This window comes from Neisseria sp. HMSC065C04, from assembly GCF_001815375.1.
GTDB classification, from domain to species: domain Bacteria; phylum Pseudomonadota; class Gammaproteobacteria; order Burkholderiales; family Neisseriaceae; genus Neisseria; species Neisseria flavescens_D.
Genome location: NZ_KV820422.1, coordinates 66,828 through 83,670, shown reverse-complemented (window position 1 = coordinate 83,670; position 16,843 = coordinate 66,828). Strand labels below are relative to the sequence as shown.

16 protein-coding genes and 1 pseudogene are annotated in these 16,843 nt (G+C 52.3%); 10 read left to right on the top strand and 7 right to left on the bottom strand.

All coding sequences use genetic code 11. The annotated features are described in order from the left end of the window. Positions 1–44: 44 nt before the first annotated feature. The 4 genes from recQ to gltX form a co-directional block, all read right to left on the bottom strand. Positions 45–2,354, bottom strand: a complete 2,310-nt coding sequence (recQ, locus tag HMPREF3022_RS09355) for a DNA helicase RecQ (protein WP_070765530.1) — start codon at positions 2,352–2,354, stop codon at positions 45–47. Positions 2,355–2,571: 217 nt separating this feature from the next. Continuing rightward, the gene (locus HMPREF3022_RS09350; RefSeq protein ID WP_003747824.1) at positions 2,572–2,907 is read right to left on the bottom strand and encodes a zinc ribbon domain-containing protein YjdM; all 336 of its coding nucleotides are present in this window, start codon (positions 2,905–2,907) and stop codon (positions 2,572–2,574) included. Positions 2,908–2,966: 59 nt separating this feature from the next. Further along, entirely contained in the window at positions 2,967–3,305 is a 339-nt protein-coding gene (locus tag HMPREF3022_RS09345; protein WP_063076510.1) for a hypothetical protein, read from the bottom strand. Between the two features lie 289 nt (positions 3,306–3,594). After that, complete coding sequence (gltX, locus tag HMPREF3022_RS09340) at positions 3,595–4,989, bottom strand: glutamate--tRNA ligase (RefSeq protein WP_070765529.1); 1,395 nt, start codon at positions 4,987–4,989, stop codon at positions 3,595–3,597. Positions 4,990–5,148: 159 nt separating this feature from the next. Here gltX and HMPREF3022_RS09335 point away from each other — a divergent pair, with 159 nt between their 5' ends. Continuing rightward, on the top strand, positions 5,149–6,243 hold the full coding sequence (locus tag HMPREF3022_RS09335; RefSeq protein ID WP_070765528.1) for an ABC transporter substrate-binding protein: 1,095 nt from the start codon (positions 5,149–5,151) through the stop codon (positions 6,241–6,243). Between the two features lie 106 nt (positions 6,244–6,349). Further along, the gene (locus tag HMPREF3022_RS09330; protein ID WP_049333040.1) at positions 6,350–6,607 is read left to right on the top strand and encodes a hypothetical protein; all 258 of its coding nucleotides are present in this window, start codon (positions 6,350–6,352) and stop codon (positions 6,605–6,607) included. 70 nt (positions 6,608–6,677) lie between these two features. Here the strand turns inward: HMPREF3022_RS09330 and HMPREF3022_RS09325 are convergent, their stop codons facing one another. Next, positions 6,678–7,334, bottom strand: coding sequence for a YdcF family protein (locus HMPREF3022_RS09325; RefSeq protein WP_049323693.1), 657 nt, complete (start codon positions 7,332–7,334; stop codon positions 6,678–6,680). Positions 7,335–7,359: 25 nt separating this feature from the next. Then, a complete protein-coding gene (gene arsC / locus HMPREF3022_RS09320) occupies positions 7,360–7,719 on the bottom strand; it encodes an arsenate reductase (glutaredoxin) (RefSeq protein ID WP_004519164.1) in 360 nt (119 codons plus the stop codon). 169 nt (positions 7,720–7,888) lie between these two features. Here arsC and HMPREF3022_RS09315 point away from each other — a divergent pair, with 169 nt between their 5' ends. The 6 genes from HMPREF3022_RS09315 (at position 7,889) to HMPREF3022_RS09290 (ending at position 14,039) form a co-directional block, all read left to right on the top strand. Continuing rightward, on the top strand, positions 7,889–8,371 hold the full coding sequence (locus HMPREF3022_RS09315; RefSeq protein ID WP_003747814.1) for a TlpA disulfide reductase family protein: 483 nt from the start codon (positions 7,889–7,891) through the stop codon (positions 8,369–8,371). Between the two features lie 249 nt (positions 8,372–8,620). After that, a complete protein-coding gene (gene ftsE / locus HMPREF3022_RS09310; protein WP_004519169.1) occupies positions 8,621–9,271 on the top strand; it encodes a cell division ATP-binding protein FtsE in 651 nt (216 codons plus the stop codon). Then, complete coding sequence (gene ftsX, locus HMPREF3022_RS09305) at positions 9,268–10,185, top strand: permease-like cell division protein FtsX (RefSeq protein WP_070765527.1); 918 nt, start codon at positions 9,268–9,270, stop codon at positions 10,183–10,185. The genes ftsE and ftsX overlap by 4 nt, the downstream gene beginning before the upstream one ends. Before the next feature lie 196 nt (positions 10,186–10,381). Next, entirely contained in the window at positions 10,382–11,635 is a 1,254-nt protein-coding gene (murA, locus tag HMPREF3022_RS09300) for a UDP-N-acetylglucosamine 1-carboxyvinyltransferase (protein WP_003747808.1), read from the top strand. Positions 11,636–11,762: 127 nt separating this feature from the next. Next, positions 11,763–13,817: a methionine--tRNA ligase gene (gene metG, locus HMPREF3022_RS09295; protein ID WP_070765526.1), complete on the top strand. Its 2,055-nt coding sequence runs from the start codon at positions 11,763–11,765 to the stop codon at positions 13,815–13,817. A 27-nt stretch (positions 13,818–13,844) separates the two neighbouring features. Next, the gene (locus HMPREF3022_RS09290) at positions 13,845–14,039 is read left to right on the top strand and encodes a hypothetical protein (RefSeq protein WP_003747785.1); all 195 of its coding nucleotides are present in this window, start codon (positions 13,845–13,847) and stop codon (positions 14,037–14,039) included. Positions 14,040–14,147: 108 nt separating this feature from the next. On the opposite strand, the pseudogene rsgA reads toward HMPREF3022_RS09290, so the two are convergent. After that, a pseudogene (gene rsgA / locus HMPREF3022_RS09285) lies at positions 14,148–15,013 on the bottom strand (ribosome small subunit-dependent GTPase A). A gap of 151 nt (positions 15,014–15,164) precedes the next feature. On the opposite strand from rsgA, the gene HMPREF3022_RS09280 reads away from it, so the two are divergent. Both HMPREF3022_RS09280 and HMPREF3022_RS09275 read left to right on the top strand, forming a co-directional pair. Continuing rightward, positions 15,165–15,782: a tellurite resistance TerB family protein gene (locus HMPREF3022_RS09280; RefSeq protein WP_049333052.1), complete on the top strand. Its 618-nt coding sequence runs from the start codon at positions 15,165–15,167 to the stop codon at positions 15,780–15,782. Between the two features lie 99 nt (positions 15,783–15,881). Then, positions 15,882–16,802, top strand: a complete 921-nt coding sequence (locus HMPREF3022_RS09275; protein ID WP_070765525.1) for a patatin-like phospholipase family protein — start codon at positions 15,882–15,884, stop codon at positions 16,800–16,802. Positions 16,803–16,843: the final 41 nt, after the last annotated feature.

The following is a 16,843-nucleotide window of genomic DNA, read 5'->3' as shown; positions in this document are numbered from 1 at the left end:
GCTTGATTGGGTTTCAGACGGCCTTTGATGATAATCGCAATCCATTAATCCGCTTGTTTGCACAATTCGACAATTTCCGCGCCGTATTTGTCGGTTTTTTCCTCATTCATGCCGTGGATTTCCGCCAGCTCCGCCAAATCTTGCGGCCGTCGGGCGGCAATGGCGCGCAGGGTAACTTTGCTGCATATCTGATAGGCTTCGAGGCCTTCATGACGGGCAGTGTCGATGTTCCACTGAAGCAGGCGGCGCATCAAGCGGCGTTTGCGTTTGTCCTCTTCGCTCAAGCCGTCTGAAAACGGGCGGCAGATGTTTAAAATGCCCTCGCCGTATTGTTCGATGCGTTTTTCGCCGAGTTTATACACGCCCAAAAGGTCGATGGGTTCGGCAGGCGTATTGGTCAGCAAATCGTCCATGCTCTCGTTGGAGAATACCGTTCCCAGCGTCACTTGATCGGCACTTGCCTGCTGCTCGCGCCAAGTTTCCAAAGCCTGTTTTAAGGCCTGTTCGCGCTCGCCCAAGCTGTGAATAACTTGTGCACTGTCTGTGGAAACCGTACCGGCTTCAGCCGTTTCGCAAACGTCGAGTATCTCCAAACCGAATTTATTGATTTTCGCCTCGCCCAAGCCGTAGATTTGATGCAAGTCTTCCAAACTTCGGGGCATTTTTTCGACAATATCGCGCAGGGTTTTGTCGCCGCAAACCACATAGGCCGGCACTTCCTCTGCCCGGGCGCGTTGTTGCCGCCATTGGCGCAATGCCTGCCACAAACGCTCTTCGCGCTCGGTACGCAACCAATCGTCTTTTGGCTTTTGGGTAGCCGTTTTTTCGTGGCGCAGGGGGCGCAGCATAACTTCGGTTTCGCCCTTGAGGACTTTTTTTGCCGCTTCGGTCAGCTGCAGGGCTTGATGCTGCTCGACGTTAACAGTGAGATAGCCCAGGCTGATGCACTGGCGGATAACGCTGCGCCATTCTTTGTCGGTCTGTTCGCTGCCGATGCCGAATGTGGATAATTTGTCATGGCCGTTGCGCTGTATCCAATCGTCGCTTTTGCCGCGCAAAAGGTTGGTGATGTAACCGGCGGCAAAACGTTGTCCGGCACGGTACACGCAGCTGAGTAATTTTTGCACCAACACCGTGCCGTCAAACCGCACGGGCGGATGCAGGCAGTTGTCGCAATGGCCGCAGGGTTCGGATTCTTCGCCGAAATGTTTGAGCAGCAACACGCGGCGGCAGGCGGCGGTTTCACAGACGGAAAGCATGGCATCGAGTTTTTGCATTTCGATTTGCTTTTGCACTTCGTCGCTGTTGCCTTCTGCAATCCGTTCGCGCAGCAACACCCAATCGTTCAAGCCGTAACACAGCCAGCTCACGGCAGGCAGCCCGTCCCGGCCGGCGCGCCCCGATTCCTGATAGAAATGTTCGACACTTTGGGGCATATCGAGATGGGCGACAAAGCGCACGTCGGGTTTGTCTATGCCCATGCCGAACGCCACGGTCGCCACCACAATAATATTGTCTTCATGCGTAAAGCGGCGTTGGTTTTCCTCGCGCACGTCCATGCTCAAACCGGCATGATACGGAATCGCCTCCAAGCCGTTTTCACACAAAAACTTAGCCACATCCTCGACTTTTTTGCGGCTTAAGCAATACACAATGCCGCTTTGCCCATGCATCTGCTTGCGGATGAAATCCAGCAATTGTTTTTTGCCATTATTTTTTTCGATAACCTGATAATAAATATTCGGACGGTCAAAGCTGGAAATAAATTCAGGCGCATTGTCCAAGTGCAGATAATGCTTGATGTCGGCGCGCGTGGCCGCATCGGCGGTAGCGGTCAGGGCGATGCGCGGGACGTTCGGATAGCGTTCGGCAAGTATGCCGAGCTGCTGATATTCGGGGCGGAAATCGTGTCCCCATTGGCTGACGCAATGCGCCTCATCAATGGCAAACAGGCTGACGGTTTGTTGGTCGAGAAAACGTAAAAAGCGGTCGGTAACCAAGCGTTCCGGCGCGACATAAAGCAGTTTCAGACGGCCTTGGGCAAGCTTGTCGGCAATCTCGCGCGCCTCATCTGCCGATGTGCTACTGTTGACTGCCGCCGCTTCAATCCCGGCCACATGCAGGCTAGCCACTTGGTCGTTCATCAGCGCAATCAGCGGCGATACGACAACCGCCACGCCTTCGCGCATCAGCGCCGGAATCTGGTAACACAAAGACTTGCCCCCGCCTGTCGGCATCAGCACCATCAAACTCTCGCCGCCGGCCAAAGCATTGACGATAGCCTCCTGCTTGCCACGAAATTCGGGATAACCGAATACTTCGTGCAAAATCTGTTTGGCGGTCGGCTGAGGCATAATGGTTCCGTAGAATTAGGGGAAAGCGTTATTTTAACGGTTTTGCACCCGCGTATGTGCGGAACATTTTGCCGCCGCTTTTTCAGACGGCCTGGAATTCAACCCTATTAAATTTATTTAATTTTAAATGAAGATTTGTTTTATTTTGAATGAAAAGCATAAAGGCCGTCTGAATCCTAATCTTTGGATTTCAGACGGCCTTTCAAAGATAAAATCTTTAGGCTTTTTTGACGAACTCAGATTTCAAGTTCATCGCGCTGCCATCGATTTTGCAACCGATATTGTGGTCGCCCTCTTGCAGGCGGATACCTTTGACTTTGGTACCTTGCTTGATGACCATAGAGCTGCCTTTGACTTTCAAATCTTTAATCAAGACAACCGTATCGCCATCTTGCAAGACCGCGCCGTTGGCATCTTTGACTTCCAATACATCATCGCTTGCAGCCGCAGCATCGGCCTCGTTCCACTCATGGGCGCACTCAGGGCAAACGTATTGAGCGCCGTCTTCGTAAGTGTATTCGGAGTGGCATTTCGGGCAGGGAGGTAGGGACATGAGGTTTCCTTATAAATATGATAAAAGAAGCGTAAAACGTAAATAATACAATGTCTAAATTATTGATTCGCCTTGCTGCCGCCTGCGCCGTAAACGGCATTCCACGCCGCGTCCAACATCTGGCCGGCTTGTTGCAGCTTGGCATTTTGCTGCTCTTTCTGAGCCAAGGCCGTCTGAATTTCGCCTTTCAAACGGTCAATATCGGATTGCGCAGCCTGTAAACGACGCTGCGCGCTTTCCAAATCGCTTTGCAGGGAAATAATTTTGCTGTCATTGCTGTTTTGCTCATGCAAAGCGGCACGGTAAACCGATTGAACGGACAGCAAACGGTCTTCCGCCTCACCGGCATATGCGGCGGCGGCGGATAACATCATCAGGGCAAGTAAGGTTTTTTTCATGGGTTTTCCTTTAAAGTTATTTGATTTGTAAACTAAAGCGCAAAGCCGATTTTTCAGCAGCCAAGTTTACATAATAGGCTTATTGGTCTTTGTTCTTAATGGCTTATTTTATCCAATCCGGACATTCAGGCTGCCAATAAAAGTTAATTCAATCAACTGTTGTGGCAGGCAGACGGCTATTATTTTCTCATATTCTCCGCCTTATTCCATTATTTTCTGGTTTTATGATAAAAGGCCGCCTGAAAACTTGGCATCCCTAGTTTTCAGACGGCCTTTTATCATTCATGCCTTACGAACGAATCCGTTTCAACACTTCTTCTTTGCCGATTAATGCCAATACGGCATCAACACTTGGGGTTTTTGCCGTACCGCAGACAGCAAGGCGCAAAGGCATACCGAGTTTGCCCATTTTGATGCCTTCTTCGTCGCAGAAAGGTTTGAAGAGGTCGTGGATGGCTTCGGCGTTCCAGTCTTCCAGCCCTTCGAGGCGTTCGGCAAAGCGCAGCATACGGGCGGCGGCTTCGTCGTCCCAGTGTTTCTGCACATCCGCTTCGGCAGGCGTTTGTTTGACGTAGAAGTAGAGGCACTCGTCGGCGAGGGTGTTCAGGTCTTGGGCGCGGTCTTTGACCAATGCCAACACGTCTTCCAAAGCGGGCTTGCTGGTTTCGTGGATATCGCGCAGGGCGAGGCGGGGTTTAACGAGTTCGGCCAGTTTGTCGTTAGGCGTGATTTTGATGTGTTCGCCGTTGATCCAGTAGAGTTTTTTCAAGTCCATACGGCTTGGAGACGGGGAAACGTCTTTCAAATCAAACCATTCGATGAATTGTTCCATTGTGAAGAATTCGTCGTCGCCGTGCGCCCAGCCCAAGCGTGCCAAATAGTTGAGCATGGCTTCGGGCAGGATGCCCATTGCGCCGAAATCGGTAATGGCAACGGTATCGCCGCTGCGTTTGGAGATTTTTTTGCCTTGTTCGTTAAGAATCATGGGCAGGTGGCCGTATTCGGGTAGGGTGGCGCCAATGGCTTTTAAGATGTTGATTTGTTTCGGGGTATTGTTCACATGGTCGTCGCCGCGGATAACGTGGGTAACGCCCATGTCGTAGTCATCCACGACAACGCAGAAGTTGTAGGTCGGTGTGCCGTCGGCGCGGGCGATAATCAGGTCGTCAAGTGCTTCGTTGGGAATGGAGATTTCGCCTTTGACCAAGTCCGTCCATTTGGTCACGCCGTCCAAAGGCGTTTTGAAACGGACAACGGGTTGCACGTCAGCAGGGATTTCTGGCAGGGTTTTGCCTTCTTCCGGACGCCAGCGGCGGTCGTACGTCGCCGTGCCTTCTTTTTCGGCTTTCTCGCGCATGGCTTCCAGCTCTTCTTTGCTGCAATAGCAGTAGTAGGCATGGCCTTTTTCTAAAAGTTCGGCAATGACTTCTTTGTAGCGGTCAAAACGGCGGGTTTGGTAAACGACATTGTCGGCGTTGTCGTAGTCCAGGCCGACCCATTTCATGCCGTCGAGGATGATGTTGACGGATTCGGCAGTAGAGCGCGCCAAGTCGGTGTCTTCGATACGCAATAGGAACTCGCCTTTATGATGGCGGGCAAACGCCCATGAAAACAAGGCGGTGCGTACGCCGCCGATGTGCAGGTAGCCGGTTGGGCTGGGGGCGAAACGGGTTTTGACGGTCATGATGGCTCCAAAGTCTTTGAAAACAGGTATTTTACTTTTTCGGCGTGGTTTAAACAATGTAAGGCCGTCTGAAAATAATGTCGGCGCAGAAGGACCGTCTGGGAACTTTTCTCCTAAAAACAAGACAAATGATAATTATTTCTTTTAAAGTATCCACTCATGAACAAACGCGCTTTATTTACCGCCCTCGCCCTCCTGCCCCTTTTTGCCCAAGCCGAAATCAAAACTATCAAAGACGTATTGGGACGCGAAGTCAAAGTCGATGTCCCTGTAAAACGCGCGGTTTTGGCGTTTTACTACCCCGACTATATCGCGGTAACGGGCGTGGACAAATTTAAAAACGTCATCGGCATTTCGCGTGAGTTTTGGGAGAAATTCAATCCCGGCAGCTGGGCGATGTTCAAACAGAAGCTGCCTACGCTGCAAAACATTGCGGACATCGGCAACATCAACACCGGCACGTTTTCACTGGAGAAAACGCTCGCGCTCAAGCCGGACGTATTGATTCTGGCCGACTGGCAGTATAAGGTCGTCGCCACCCACCTGCCGCGCATTGAAGCGGCAGGCATACCCGTCGTCGTGGTCGATTTCAACGCCGAAACCGTCGCGCGGCACACGCGCAGTGCGGAAATTTTCGGCGAACTCAACGGTACGCAGGCGCGCGCCCAAAAAATTGCCGCCGAATACGCCCGAGGCATTGCCGACATACGAAAACGCGTCGCACGCGCCAAGCAGTCCAAACCGAAAATCTATATCGAGTTCGGCGACAAAGGCCCGTCCGAATACAGCTACACCTTCGGCAAAGATATGTGGGGCGCGATTGCCGACACAGCAGGCGGCAACAATATCGCCGCGCCTTACGTTAAAAACTGGGGACCGATAAACCCTGAAAAATTCCTGACGGCCAAACCCGACGTCATCGTCATTTCGGGGACGGAAAACGGCCATAAAGACAAGCCTGACATTATGGCGATGGGCATAGGCATCAGCCAGGCCGATGCGCAACGCCGACTGGCCGGATTTGTCAAACGCAAAGGCTGGGCAGACATTCCTGCCGTCAAAAACAAACGCGTTTACGGCATCTACCACACCGCCTCCCGCTCGCTCGCCGATTTGGCCAGCGCGCAATTTATCGCCAAAACCCTGTATCCGCAGCAGTTTGCCGACATAGACCCAAACAAGACCTATCTGGACTTCTACCGCAAATACCTGCCCGTCGTGCCGGACGGTACGTTTTACATCCAATTGAAATAGCGGCTGCAAAAATCATAGGCTCAGGCCGTCTGAATATGTATGCTATACTAATAAGGCTTTATTATGTATAATTATTATTCTTTTTATTTAATGTATTGGACAAGATATGACTGAACAAAACCAAATCGGCCATCAACAGGCTCCAATTGTAAGCGTCAAAGAATGGTTGATAACAAACTTGATTATGATGATTCCGCTGGTCAATATAGTTATGATGCTTGTATGGGCATTCGGTTCAAACACCAATCCGAATAAAGCTAATTATTTCAAGGCTGCCTTGATTCTGTTTGCCATCGTAATGGTAATTTATCTGGTACTGGCTGTAGTCTTATTTGGCAGTGTAGCTGCAAATCAATATCAATAAGTAAGAATACATTTAGGCCGTCTGAAACCTAAAAGGCTTCAGACGGCCTTTTACATGGATTACCGAAAGCTCAACCACCTATCCAATTCCAAACCGCATCGCTCCATTTGCCGATACGGTAGAGAAACAAAGAATAGCTCTCCTGCATCAGAAACTTGGCTTTCTTGTTGCGCTCGTCAAAGCGCGTGGTCGGGGTGGCGGAGAACTGCGCGTCCGACAAGCCCAAATCGGCGGCCATTTCTTCGGCGCGCGCCAAATGATACGGGTCGCTGACAACGATAATGCTGCCGACTCCGTTGGCGTGCATGATGGGGACGATATTGCGCAGGTTTTCGTAAGTGTTGCGCGATGTGTTTTCAAACAGGATATTGTGCGCCGGTATGCCCTGCTTGAGCGCGTATCGGCGCCCCACTTCGGCTTCGGTCATGAATCCTTTTTTGGGCGTGCCGCCGGTGAAAATGATTTTGCCGACCCGATGGCTTTGGTAGAGCGTGATGGCGTGGTTGATGCGCTCACGGAATACCGGCGACGGGCGTTTGTCCCACGCCGCCGCACCCAACACCACCGCCGCATCGGCATGAGCGTCCTTCGGCAAGGTGTGCGAACCTGTCCGGTAAATCTGCCATGTGCCGCTCAAAAAAATACCGCACACCAGCAAAACGCTCAAAGCAAGGCCGCGAAACAGGTAGTATCGCAAGCCATTGCGGCTTTTAAGCAGGGAAATCATCTTCAGACGGCCTTATCCAACCCTATCAGCCGAGTAGGGCGGCAATGTTTTCCAACGGACGGCCGATGGCTGCGCGCGTAGGCGTTACCAAAACGGGACGCTCGAGCAGGGCGGGGTGTTCGGCGATTGCCTGAAGCAGGGCAGCATTGTCCAAATCGGGATTGTCCAAACCCAATTCTTTGTACAAATCGTCTTTCGTGCGCATCATGCCGCGCACCGATTCGATGCCGAGTTTGGCAAACATATCCTGCAAAGTCGCCAAATCGGGCGCGGTATCCAGATATTTGACCACGTCGGCGGCAACGCCTTTTTCTTCGAGCAAAGCCAGCGCGGCACGCGATTTGCTGCAACGCGGATTGTGATAAAGTGTGAATTCAGACGGCATGAAATTCTCCGTATTATTGCAAAATCATTCAATGATGGCGGTTATTATCGTCTGCAACTGATTTTTACTCAAACTTTTTACCTGATCTCTTGATATGAATCGGTAGGCATACCCACCAAACCGTTTTACAATAAACCCAATTTCGATTGGCAACCTCAAGGATACAACCATGAAAGCCTTAACCGCCCTTCTCTTGTCCGCCGCCGTTTTTACCGCTGCGCCAGCCTTTGCCGCCGACGAAACGGCAGGTTGGCAGGACAACAAACCGCAAAGCCTGGAATCGCTCAAAGCCCCCGTGCGCGTGGTCAACCTTTGGGCAACCTGGTGCGGCCCCTGCCGTAAAGAAATGCCTGCCATGTCCGCATGGTACAAAGCGCAGAAAAAAGGCAGCGTCGATATGGTCGGCATCGCACTGGATACGACCGACAATATCGGCAAATTCCTGAAACAAACGCCGGTCAGCTATCCGATTTGGCGTTACACCGGCGCCAACAGCCGCAACTTCATGAAAGCCCACGGCAACAACGTCGGCGTATTGCCTTTCACTGTCGTCGAAGCGCCGAAATGCGGCTACAAACAAACCATCACCGGCGAAGTCAACGAAAAAAGCCTGACCGCCGCCGTGAATTTGGCCAAAACCAAATGTAAATAAAACAGCGGATAGGGTACTTAACCTGCGCTGATACCGAGGCCGTCTGAAACCCAATCGTTCAGACGGCCTTTATTTCAAACCATATTGCTTTGTGTTGCAAACCGGCAGTGTATCCGCCGGCAGAACCGGGGTTTCACTATCAAAAAGCAGCCGAAATATTTATAATCTGTGAATATCCCCATTTTTTCAGACGGCATGTTGCCCTATCGATGATACCGGCCGTCTGAAACCCTATTTTCAGGAAAACCCATGATCCGTTTCGAACAAGTTTCCAAAACCTATCCCGGCGGTTTCGAAGCCCTGAAAAATGTCAGTTTCCAGATTAACAAAGGTGAGATGATTTTTATCGCCGGCCATTCGGGCTCGGGCAAATCCACCATTTTGAAGCTGATTTCAGGCATTACCAAGCCTACCAAAGGCAAGGTTTGGTTCAACAACCAAGACCTCGGCACCTTGAGCGACAATCAGATCGGCTTTATGCGCCAACATATCGGCATTGTCTTCCAAGACCACAAAATCCTCTACGACCGCAATGTCTTGCAAAACGTTATCCTGCCTTTGCGGATTGGCGGCTACCAGCCGCGCAAAGCGGAAGAGCGTGCGCGTATTGCGATTGAGAAAGTCGGCTTGAAAGGCCGCGAAAACGATATGCCCATCACTTTGTCCGGCGGCGAACAGCAGCGTTTGTGCATCGCGCGCGCAGTGGTTCACCAACCCAGCCTGCTGATTGCCGACGAGCCATCCGCCAGTCTCGACCGCGCCTACGCGCTGGATATTATGGAATTGTTTAAAACCTTCCATGAAGCAGGCACGACCGTGATTGTTGCGGCGCACGATGAAACGCTGATGGCGGATTACGGCCACCGCGTCTTGCGCCTGCAGAAAGGACGCCTCGCATGAGTATGATTCACTACATCTCGTTACACGTCGAATCGGCGCGCGCCGCACTCAAAGAACTTCTGCGCCAACCCATCGGCACGTTGCTGACCCTGTTCATGCTTGCCGTTGCCATGACCTTGCCGCTGTTTATGTATTTGGGTATCCAAAGCGGACAAAGCGTGTTGGGCAAACTTAACGAATCGCCACAGATTACGGTTTATATGGACACCGATGCGGCAAGTTCTGATGCCGATACGGTGAAAAACCTGCTCCAACGCGACAGCCGTATCGATAAAGTCCGCTTTATCAGCAAGCAGGAAGGTTTGGAAGAATTGCAAACCAATCTCGACCAAAACCTCATTTCCATGCTCGATGGCAACCCGTTGCCCGATGTCTTTATCGTTACGCCCGATCCTGCCACTTCTCCGGATCAGATGCAGGCCATCTATAAAGACATTACCAAGCTGCCGCGCGTCGAATCGGCAACCATGGATACGGAATGGGTACAAACCCTTTATCGTATTAACGAATTTATCCGCAAGATTTTGTGGTTCCTCTCGCTGACATTGGGCATGGCCTTTGTCTTAGTGGCACACAACACCATCCGCCTGCAAATCCTCAGCCGTAAGGAAGAGCTGGAAATCACCAAGCTTTTGGGTGCGCCCGCTTCCTTCATCCGCCGTCCTTTCCTTTATCAGGCAATGTGGCAGAGTATTTTCTCCGCCGCCGTCAGCCTGGGCTTGTCGGCTTGGCTTTTGGCCGAAGTACGGCCGCTGGTGGACGCGATTTTCAAACCCTACGGTCTGAACATCGGCTGGCGTTTCTTCACATTTAGCGAAGTGTCGCTGGTATTCGGCTTCGTCATCGCGCTGGGCGTATTCGGCGCATGGCTGGCCACCACGCAACACCTTTTAGGCTTCAAAGCCAAAAAATAAGCCTTGGCAAACAGGCCGTCTGAACCATTCAGACGGCCTGAAATCTTATCCTTTCGCAACGTAAACAAACCTTGTGAAAATTTAATACTGCCAAATCTAACAGCAAGGGCATAATCCCTTATAATTGATGGTTTATTACCCATCTCATTTCATTTGTGCGGCATAAACCGTGCAGACAAATAACGAAAGACATCCTGTGGACAAACTCAAAATCTCTGCCAACGGCCCCCTCAACGGCGAAATCACCGTATCCGGCGCGAAAAACGCCGCCCTGCCGCTGATGTGTGCTGGTCTGCTGACTTCCGGCACTTTACGCCTGAAAAACGTACCCATGCTCGCCGACGTCAAAACCACTCAAAAACTGCTGCAAGGCATGGGCGCACGTGTTTTGACCGACAACATTTCCGAATTTGAAATCAACGGCGGCACAGTCAACAACACCTGCGCACCTTATGAGCTGGTGAAAACCATGCGCGCATCCATCTTGGTTTTGGGCCCGACCCTCGCCCGCTTCGGCGAAGCCCAAGTCAGCCTGCCCGGCGGCTGCGCCATCGGTTCGCGCCCGGTTGACCAACACCTCAAAGGTCTCGAAACCATGGGGGCGGAAATCACCATCGAACACGGTTACGTCAAAGCCAAAGGCCGTCTGAAAGGCACGCGCGTCACCATGGACGTCGTGACCGTAGGCGGTACCGAAAACCTGCTGATGGCGGCCACGCTTGCCGAAGGCACCACCATCCTCGAAAACTGCGCCATCGAGCCCGAAGTCGTCGATTTGGCCGAATGCCTCGTCAAAATGGGTGCAAAAATCAGCGGCATCGGTACAGCAACCATGACCATCGAAGGCGTAAAAGAACTGCACGGCTGCGAACACAGCGTCGTTCCCGACCGTATTGAAGCCGGTACCTTCCTCTGCGCCGTCGCCATGACCGGCGGCAAAGTCGTCCTGCGCAATGCCGCCCCAAAAACCATGGAAGTCGTGCTAAACAAACTGACCGAAGCAGGCGCCATCATCGAAGCAGGCGACAACTGGATTTCCATCGACATGCAGCAACGCCCCAAAGCCGTGGACATCCGCACCGTCGTCCACCCAGGTTTCCCAACCGATATGCAGGCGCAGTTTATGGCCATGAACGCCATTGCCGAAGGCAGCAGCCGCGTGGTGGAAACCATTTTTGAAAACCGCTTCATGCACGTTCCCGAACTCAACCGCATGGGCGCAGACATCACCACCGAAGGCAACACCGCCTACATCAAAGGCGTGGAAAAACTCTCCGGTGCCGTCGTGATGGCAACCGACCTGCGCGCCTCCGCCAGCCTCGTCATGGCAGGCTTGGTCGCAGAAGGCGAAACCATCGTCGAACGCATCTACCACCTCGACCGCGGCTATGAATACATCGAGAAAAAACTCGGCGGCGTAGGCGCAAAAATCGAACGCGTACGCGGTTAATCCCATACGCAGCCGATAAATAAAAGGCCGTCTGAAACACCGGCAATCGGGTTTCAGACGGCCTTTGCGTATTGTTTTGCGGTATAATTCCCAACATCTTTATCCATTGTTTTTAAAAGCACAAACCATGACACGCAAAATCCTTGTCACTTCCGCGCTGCCCTATGCCAACGGCAGCATCCACCTCGGCCACATGGTCGAACACATCCAAACCGATGTTTGGGTGCGCTTCCAAAAACTGCGCGGCCACGAATGCTACTACTGCTGCGCCGACGACACTCACGGCACGCCCGTGATGCTTGCCGCGCAAAAACAAGGCATTGCGCCTGAAGACATGATTGCCAAAGTGCGCGAAGAGCACCTCGCCGACTTCACCGGTTTTTTCATCGGCTACGACAATTATTACAGCACCCATTCCCCTGAAAACAAACAGTTTTCCCAAGACATTTACCGCGCGCTGAAAGCCAACGGCAAAATCGAAAGCCGCGTCATCGAGCAGCTTTTCGACCCTGAAAAACAAATGTTCCTGCCCGACCGCTTCGTCAAAGGCGAATGCCCCAAATGCCACGCTCAAGACCAATACGGCGACAACTGCGAAGTTTGCGGCACGACCTATTCCCCGACCGAACTGATCAACCCGTATTCCGCCGTTTCCGGTGCCAAACCCGAATTGCGCAAATCCGAACACTTCTTCTTCAAACTGGGTGAATGCGCCGACTTCCTCAAAGCATGGACTTCCGGCAACAACCCGCACGACGGCAAGCCCCATCTTCAGCCCGAAGCCCTCAACAAAATGAAAGAATGGCTGGGCGAAAGCGAAGAAACCACCCTGTCCGACTGGGACATTTCCCGCGACGCGCCGTATTTCGGTTTTGAAATCCCCGACGCGCCGGGCAAATACTTCTACGTTTGGCTGGACGCGCCCGTCGGCTACATGGCGTCATTTAAAAACCTGTGCGACCGCATCGGCATCGATTTTGACGAATACTTCAAAGCCGACAGCCAAGCCGAGATGTACCACTTCATCGGCAAAGACATCCTCTATTTCCACGCCCTGTTCTGGCCTGCCATGCTGCATTTCTCCGGCCACCGCGCCCCGACCGGCGTGTACGCACACGGCTTTTTGACCGTGGACGGACAAAAAATGTCCAAATCGCGCGGCACCTTCATCACCGCCAAATCCTATCTGGAACAAGGCCTGAACCCCGAGTGGATGCGCTACTACATCGCCGCCAAGCTCAACAGCAAAATCGAAGACATCGATTTGAACCTGCAAGACTTTATCAGCCGCGTCAACAGCGACCTTGTCGGCAAATACGTCAACATCGCCGCCCGTGCATCAGGTTTCATTGCCAAACGCTTTGAAGGCCGTCTGAAAGACGTTGCCGACAGCGAATTACTGGCAAAACTGACTGCGCAAAGCGAAACCATTGCCGAATGCTACGAAAGCCGCGAATACGCCAAAGCCCTGCGCGACATCATGGCCTTGGCGGACATTGTCAACGAATACGTTGATGCCAACAAACCTTGGGAACTGGCGAAACAAGAAGGCCAAGACGAACGCCTGCACGAAGTGTGCAGCGAGCTCATCAACGCCTTTACCATGTTGACCGCCTACCTCGCCCCCGTATTGCCGAAAGTGGCCGAAAACGCCGCCAAATTCCTGAATTTGGAAGCCATCACTTGGGCAAATACACGCGAAACCTTGGGCGAACACGCCATCAACAAATACGAACATTTAATGCAACGAGTGGAGCAAAAACAAGTGGACGATTTAATCGAAGCCAACAAACAAAGCATTGCCGCCGCAGCCGCGCCTGTTGAAGACAGCAAATACGAAAAAGTCGCCGAACAAGCGAGCTTCGACGACTTCATGAAAATCGACATGCGCGTCGCCAAAGTATTGAACTGCGAAGCCGTCGAAGGCAGCACCAAACTCCTGAAATTCGACCTCGATTTCGGTTTTGAAAAACGCATCATCTTCTCCGGCATCGCCGCATCTTATCCCAACCCTGCCGAATTGAACGGCCGCATGGTCATTGCCGTCGCCAACTTCGCCCCGCGCAAAATGGCAAAATTCGGCGTATCCGAAGGCATGATTTTGAGTGCCGCCACGGCAGACGGGAAACTGAAGCTCCTCAACGTTGATGCAGGCGCGCAACCCGGGGATAAAGTGGGCTAAGCCTTAGCCAAACCATAAGGAGAAACCATGTTAAACCTTTCCGCACCGGTACTTAAAGAAATTGAGTTGCTTAATGATGCAGGCTTATCGGTTGGCGCTATTATTACAGTGTTGCGTCTGAAGTTTCCGGTAGAACTCCATGATCGGGAGGACAAACAAATTGAAGAAGCCGTGCTTCTCATGATCAATCCGCCACGAAAAGCACCTTCTCTTTCCCGCTAAGGCAGCAGTGCCGGTTGAAAGGTAAATTTGGTTATACTTCAACAAAAGGCCGTCTGAAATTTTCAGACGGCCTTTTTATTTATCCAAACACTTATTTCCGTTAAAACTTTATCTCAACAATTCATCGGTAATGCGTTGCAGAAATTCGATGCGCTCGGGTTTGGCTGCGCCTGATTCGGCAGCGGCTTTGACGGCGCAGCCGGGTTCGGCGCGGTGGGTGCAGTTGTGGAAACGGCATTGGCCGATAAGGTGGCGCAGGTCGGGGAAGTATTGTAATAAATCGGCGGCTTGGAGATGGTGCAGGCCGAATTCTTGCAGGCCGGGGAATCGATGAGTCGGGTTTCTGTGTTTAAATCGTACAGTTGGGCGTGGGTGGTGGTGTGTTTGCCGGAGTCGAGCGCGGTGGAAATGTCGCCGGTTCGGGCGGCTTGGTTGCCGAGTAGGGCGTTGGTCAGGGTGGACTTGCCCATGCCGCTTTGTCCGAGCAGGATGTTGGTTTGCCCTTCTAAAATGGGACGCAGGATGTCGGCGTTTTCCAATGCATTGGTTTCGACCACGGGGTAGCCGAGGGTTTCGTAGAATTTGAGTTTCTCGCGCCATTGGGCGGCTTCGGGGAGGTCGGCTTTATTGAGGACGATGACAGCGTTAATGCCGGCCGCTTCGGCTGCGAGGAGGGCGCGTTGCAACAGGGCTTCGCTGGGTGAGGGGCTGGCGGCGGTTACGATGAGCAGTTGGGTAACGTTGGCGGCAATCAGTTTGGTTTTCCACGCGTCTTGGCGGTAGAGCAGGCTTTCGCGCGGGAGGTAGTCTTCAATCACGACTTGTTCGCCGTTGATGGGGCTGATGCGGACTTGGTCGCCGCAGGCGAAATCGACGCGTTTTTTGCGGGTGGTGGCGTCATATGTTTGGCCGTCAGGGGTACGGACAATATAGCGGCGGCCATAGCTGGTAATGATTTGGGCGGTATCGGTCATGATGGGATTTATTGTTTGGAATGGTGTGATTGTACCGAAAGTCGGCTATGGCCGTCTGAAAACTTGTTTGCACCTTTTAACTTTCTTTGGCTTGGTTTTTGGGTGTTTCTACTCTATATTTGCAATGTATTGGTTTTCAGGAGATTTTTTTATGGATTTCAGTCAGTTGCTCAATCAGGTTTTGGATGCGGCTCAAAAAGGCGGCAAAGCGGTGGCGGACAGCCCGCTCAATTCTTTCGGCGGCGGCGCGTTGACGGGTGCTTTGGCATCGATGCTGTTGAAAAAGAAAAACGCAAAGAAGCTGGTCAAGGCTGGCTCGGTCGCCGCTTTGGGTTTTCTGGCTTATAAAGGCTATCAAAACTGGAAACAAAACCGCCAGCAGGACGAATTGCCGCAAAGTGCGTTCCAACCTACCGGCCTGATTGGTGAAAACCACAGCCGTGTGATTTTGCAAACGATGATTGCGGCGGCGGCTTCGGACGGCCTGATTGACGATGCGGAACGCGCGGCCATTGAGCGTGAAAGTGGCAGCGATGCGGAAACGGCGGCATGGCTGCAGGCGGAATATGCGCAACCGGCCTCCATCGAGCAAATTGCTGCTTCGGTTGGCAATGACGAGGCTTTGGCAGCCGAAACTTATCTGGCGGCCCGATTGGTCTGCGCAGACTTGTCGCGCAAGGAAATCGTGTTCCTGAGCCGTTTGTCCCAAGCTTTGAATTTGGACGACCAACTGGTCGAAAGTTTGGAAAAACAGCTCGAATTGGCTTAAGCCGGATTTAAAAGGCCGTCTGAATCCTAATTTCAGACGGCCTTTCGACTTAATTTCAGAGTAAAATAACCCTTTCGACATATTAAAGGCTGTCTGAACATGAATAAACTTTTTTCCACATTCAAAACGTTTTTAGCCGCTTCGTCCGTCTTGGTATTGGCCGCCTGCCCGAGCGGCAACGCGCCGCAATCCAAACCTTCTACGCAGGGTCAAAATACGGTTTCGCATACTGTACCCAAACCGAAAGCCACGGTTGCGCTGGCTTTGGGCGGCGGCGCATCCAAAGGATTTGCCCATATCGGGATTATTAAAGTTTTGAAAGAAAACAATATTCCGATCAAAATCGTTACCGGCACATCCGCAGGCTCGATTGTCGGCAGTATGTACGCTTCGGGAATGTCGCCCGACCGCCTCGAATTGGAAGCGGAAATTTTGGGTAAAACCGATTTGGTGGATTTGACCTTGTCCACCAGCGGCTTCATCAAAGGCGAAAAACTGCAAAACTACATCAACCGCAAAGTCGGCAACCGCCCGATGCAGCAGTTCCCCATCAAATTTGCCGCCGTTGCAACCGATTTTGAAAGCGGCAAACCGGTGGTGTTCAACGTAGGCAATGCCGGACAGGCCGTCCGCGCTTCTGCTTCGATTCCGAACGTGTTCCAACCTGTTGTTATCGGCAGCCGCAAATATGTAGACGGCGGCCTGTCACAGCCCGTACCGGTCAGCGCGGCGAAAAAACTGGGTGCAAACTTCATCATTGCCGTCGATATTTCCGCCCGTCCGGCCAAAAATGTCAGCCAAGGTATGTTCTCCTATCTTGACCAAACCTTCAACGTGATGAGTCAAACCGCCTTACACCAAGAATTGGGCCAAGCCAATGTGGTCATCAAACCGCAGGTTTTGGAGCTGGGTTCGGTTGGCGGCTTCGACCAAAAACAACGCGCCATCCAATTGGGCGAACAGGCCGCACGCGCCGCCCTGCCTGAAATCAAACGCAAACTGGCGGCATATCAGTATTAATCATCCGCCGTTTGAACAGGCCGTCTGAAAGTATGTTTTTC

Coding starts and splice junctions, on each gene's coding strand:
- recQ (WP_070765530.1), bottom strand. CDS start 2,354: ATGCCTCAGCCGACCGCCAAACAGATTTTGCACGAAGTATTCGGTTAT.
- HMPREF3022_RS09350 (WP_003747824.1), bottom strand. CDS start 2,907: ATGTCCCTACCTCCCTGCCCGAAATGCCACTCCGAATACACTTACGAA.
- HMPREF3022_RS09345 (WP_063076510.1), bottom strand. CDS start 3,305: ATGAAAAAAACCTTACTTGCCCTGATGATGTTATCCGCCGCCGCCGCA.
- gltX (WP_070765529.1), bottom strand. CDS start 4,989: ATGACCGTCAAAACCCGTTTCGCCCCCAGCCCAACCGGCTACCTGCAC.
- HMPREF3022_RS09335 (WP_070765528.1), top strand. CDS start 5,149: ATGAACAAACGCGCTTTATTTACCGCCCTCGCCCTCCTGCCCCTTTTT.
- HMPREF3022_RS09330 (WP_049333040.1), top strand. CDS start 6,350: ATGACTGAACAAAACCAAATCGGCCATCAACAGGCTCCAATTGTAAGC.
- HMPREF3022_RS09325 (WP_049323693.1), bottom strand. CDS start 7,334: ATGATTTCCCTGCTTAAAAGCCGCAATGGCTTGCGATACTACCTGTTT.
- arsC (WP_004519164.1), bottom strand. CDS start 7,719: ATGCCGTCTGAATTCACACTTTATCACAATCCGCGTTGCAGCAAATCG.
- HMPREF3022_RS09315 (WP_003747814.1), top strand. CDS start 7,889: ATGAAAGCCTTAACCGCCCTTCTCTTGTCCGCCGCCGTTTTTACCGCT.
- ftsE (WP_004519169.1), top strand. CDS start 8,621: ATGATCCGTTTCGAACAAGTTTCCAAAACCTATCCCGGCGGTTTCGAA.
- ftsX (WP_070765527.1), top strand. CDS start 9,268: ATGAGTATGATTCACTACATCTCGTTACACGTCGAATCGGCGCGCGCC.
- metG (WP_070765526.1), top strand. CDS start 11,763: ATGACACGCAAAATCCTTGTCACTTCCGCGCTGCCCTATGCCAACGGC.
- HMPREF3022_RS09290 (WP_003747785.1), top strand. CDS start 13,845: ATGTTAAACCTTTCCGCACCGGTACTTAAAGAAATTGAGTTGCTTAAT.
- HMPREF3022_RS09280 (WP_049333052.1), top strand. CDS start 15,165: ATGGATTTCAGTCAGTTGCTCAATCAGGTTTTGGATGCGGCTCAAAAA.
- HMPREF3022_RS09275 (WP_070765525.1), top strand. CDS start 15,882: ATGAATAAACTTTTTTCCACATTCAAAACGTTTTTAGCCGCTTCGTCC.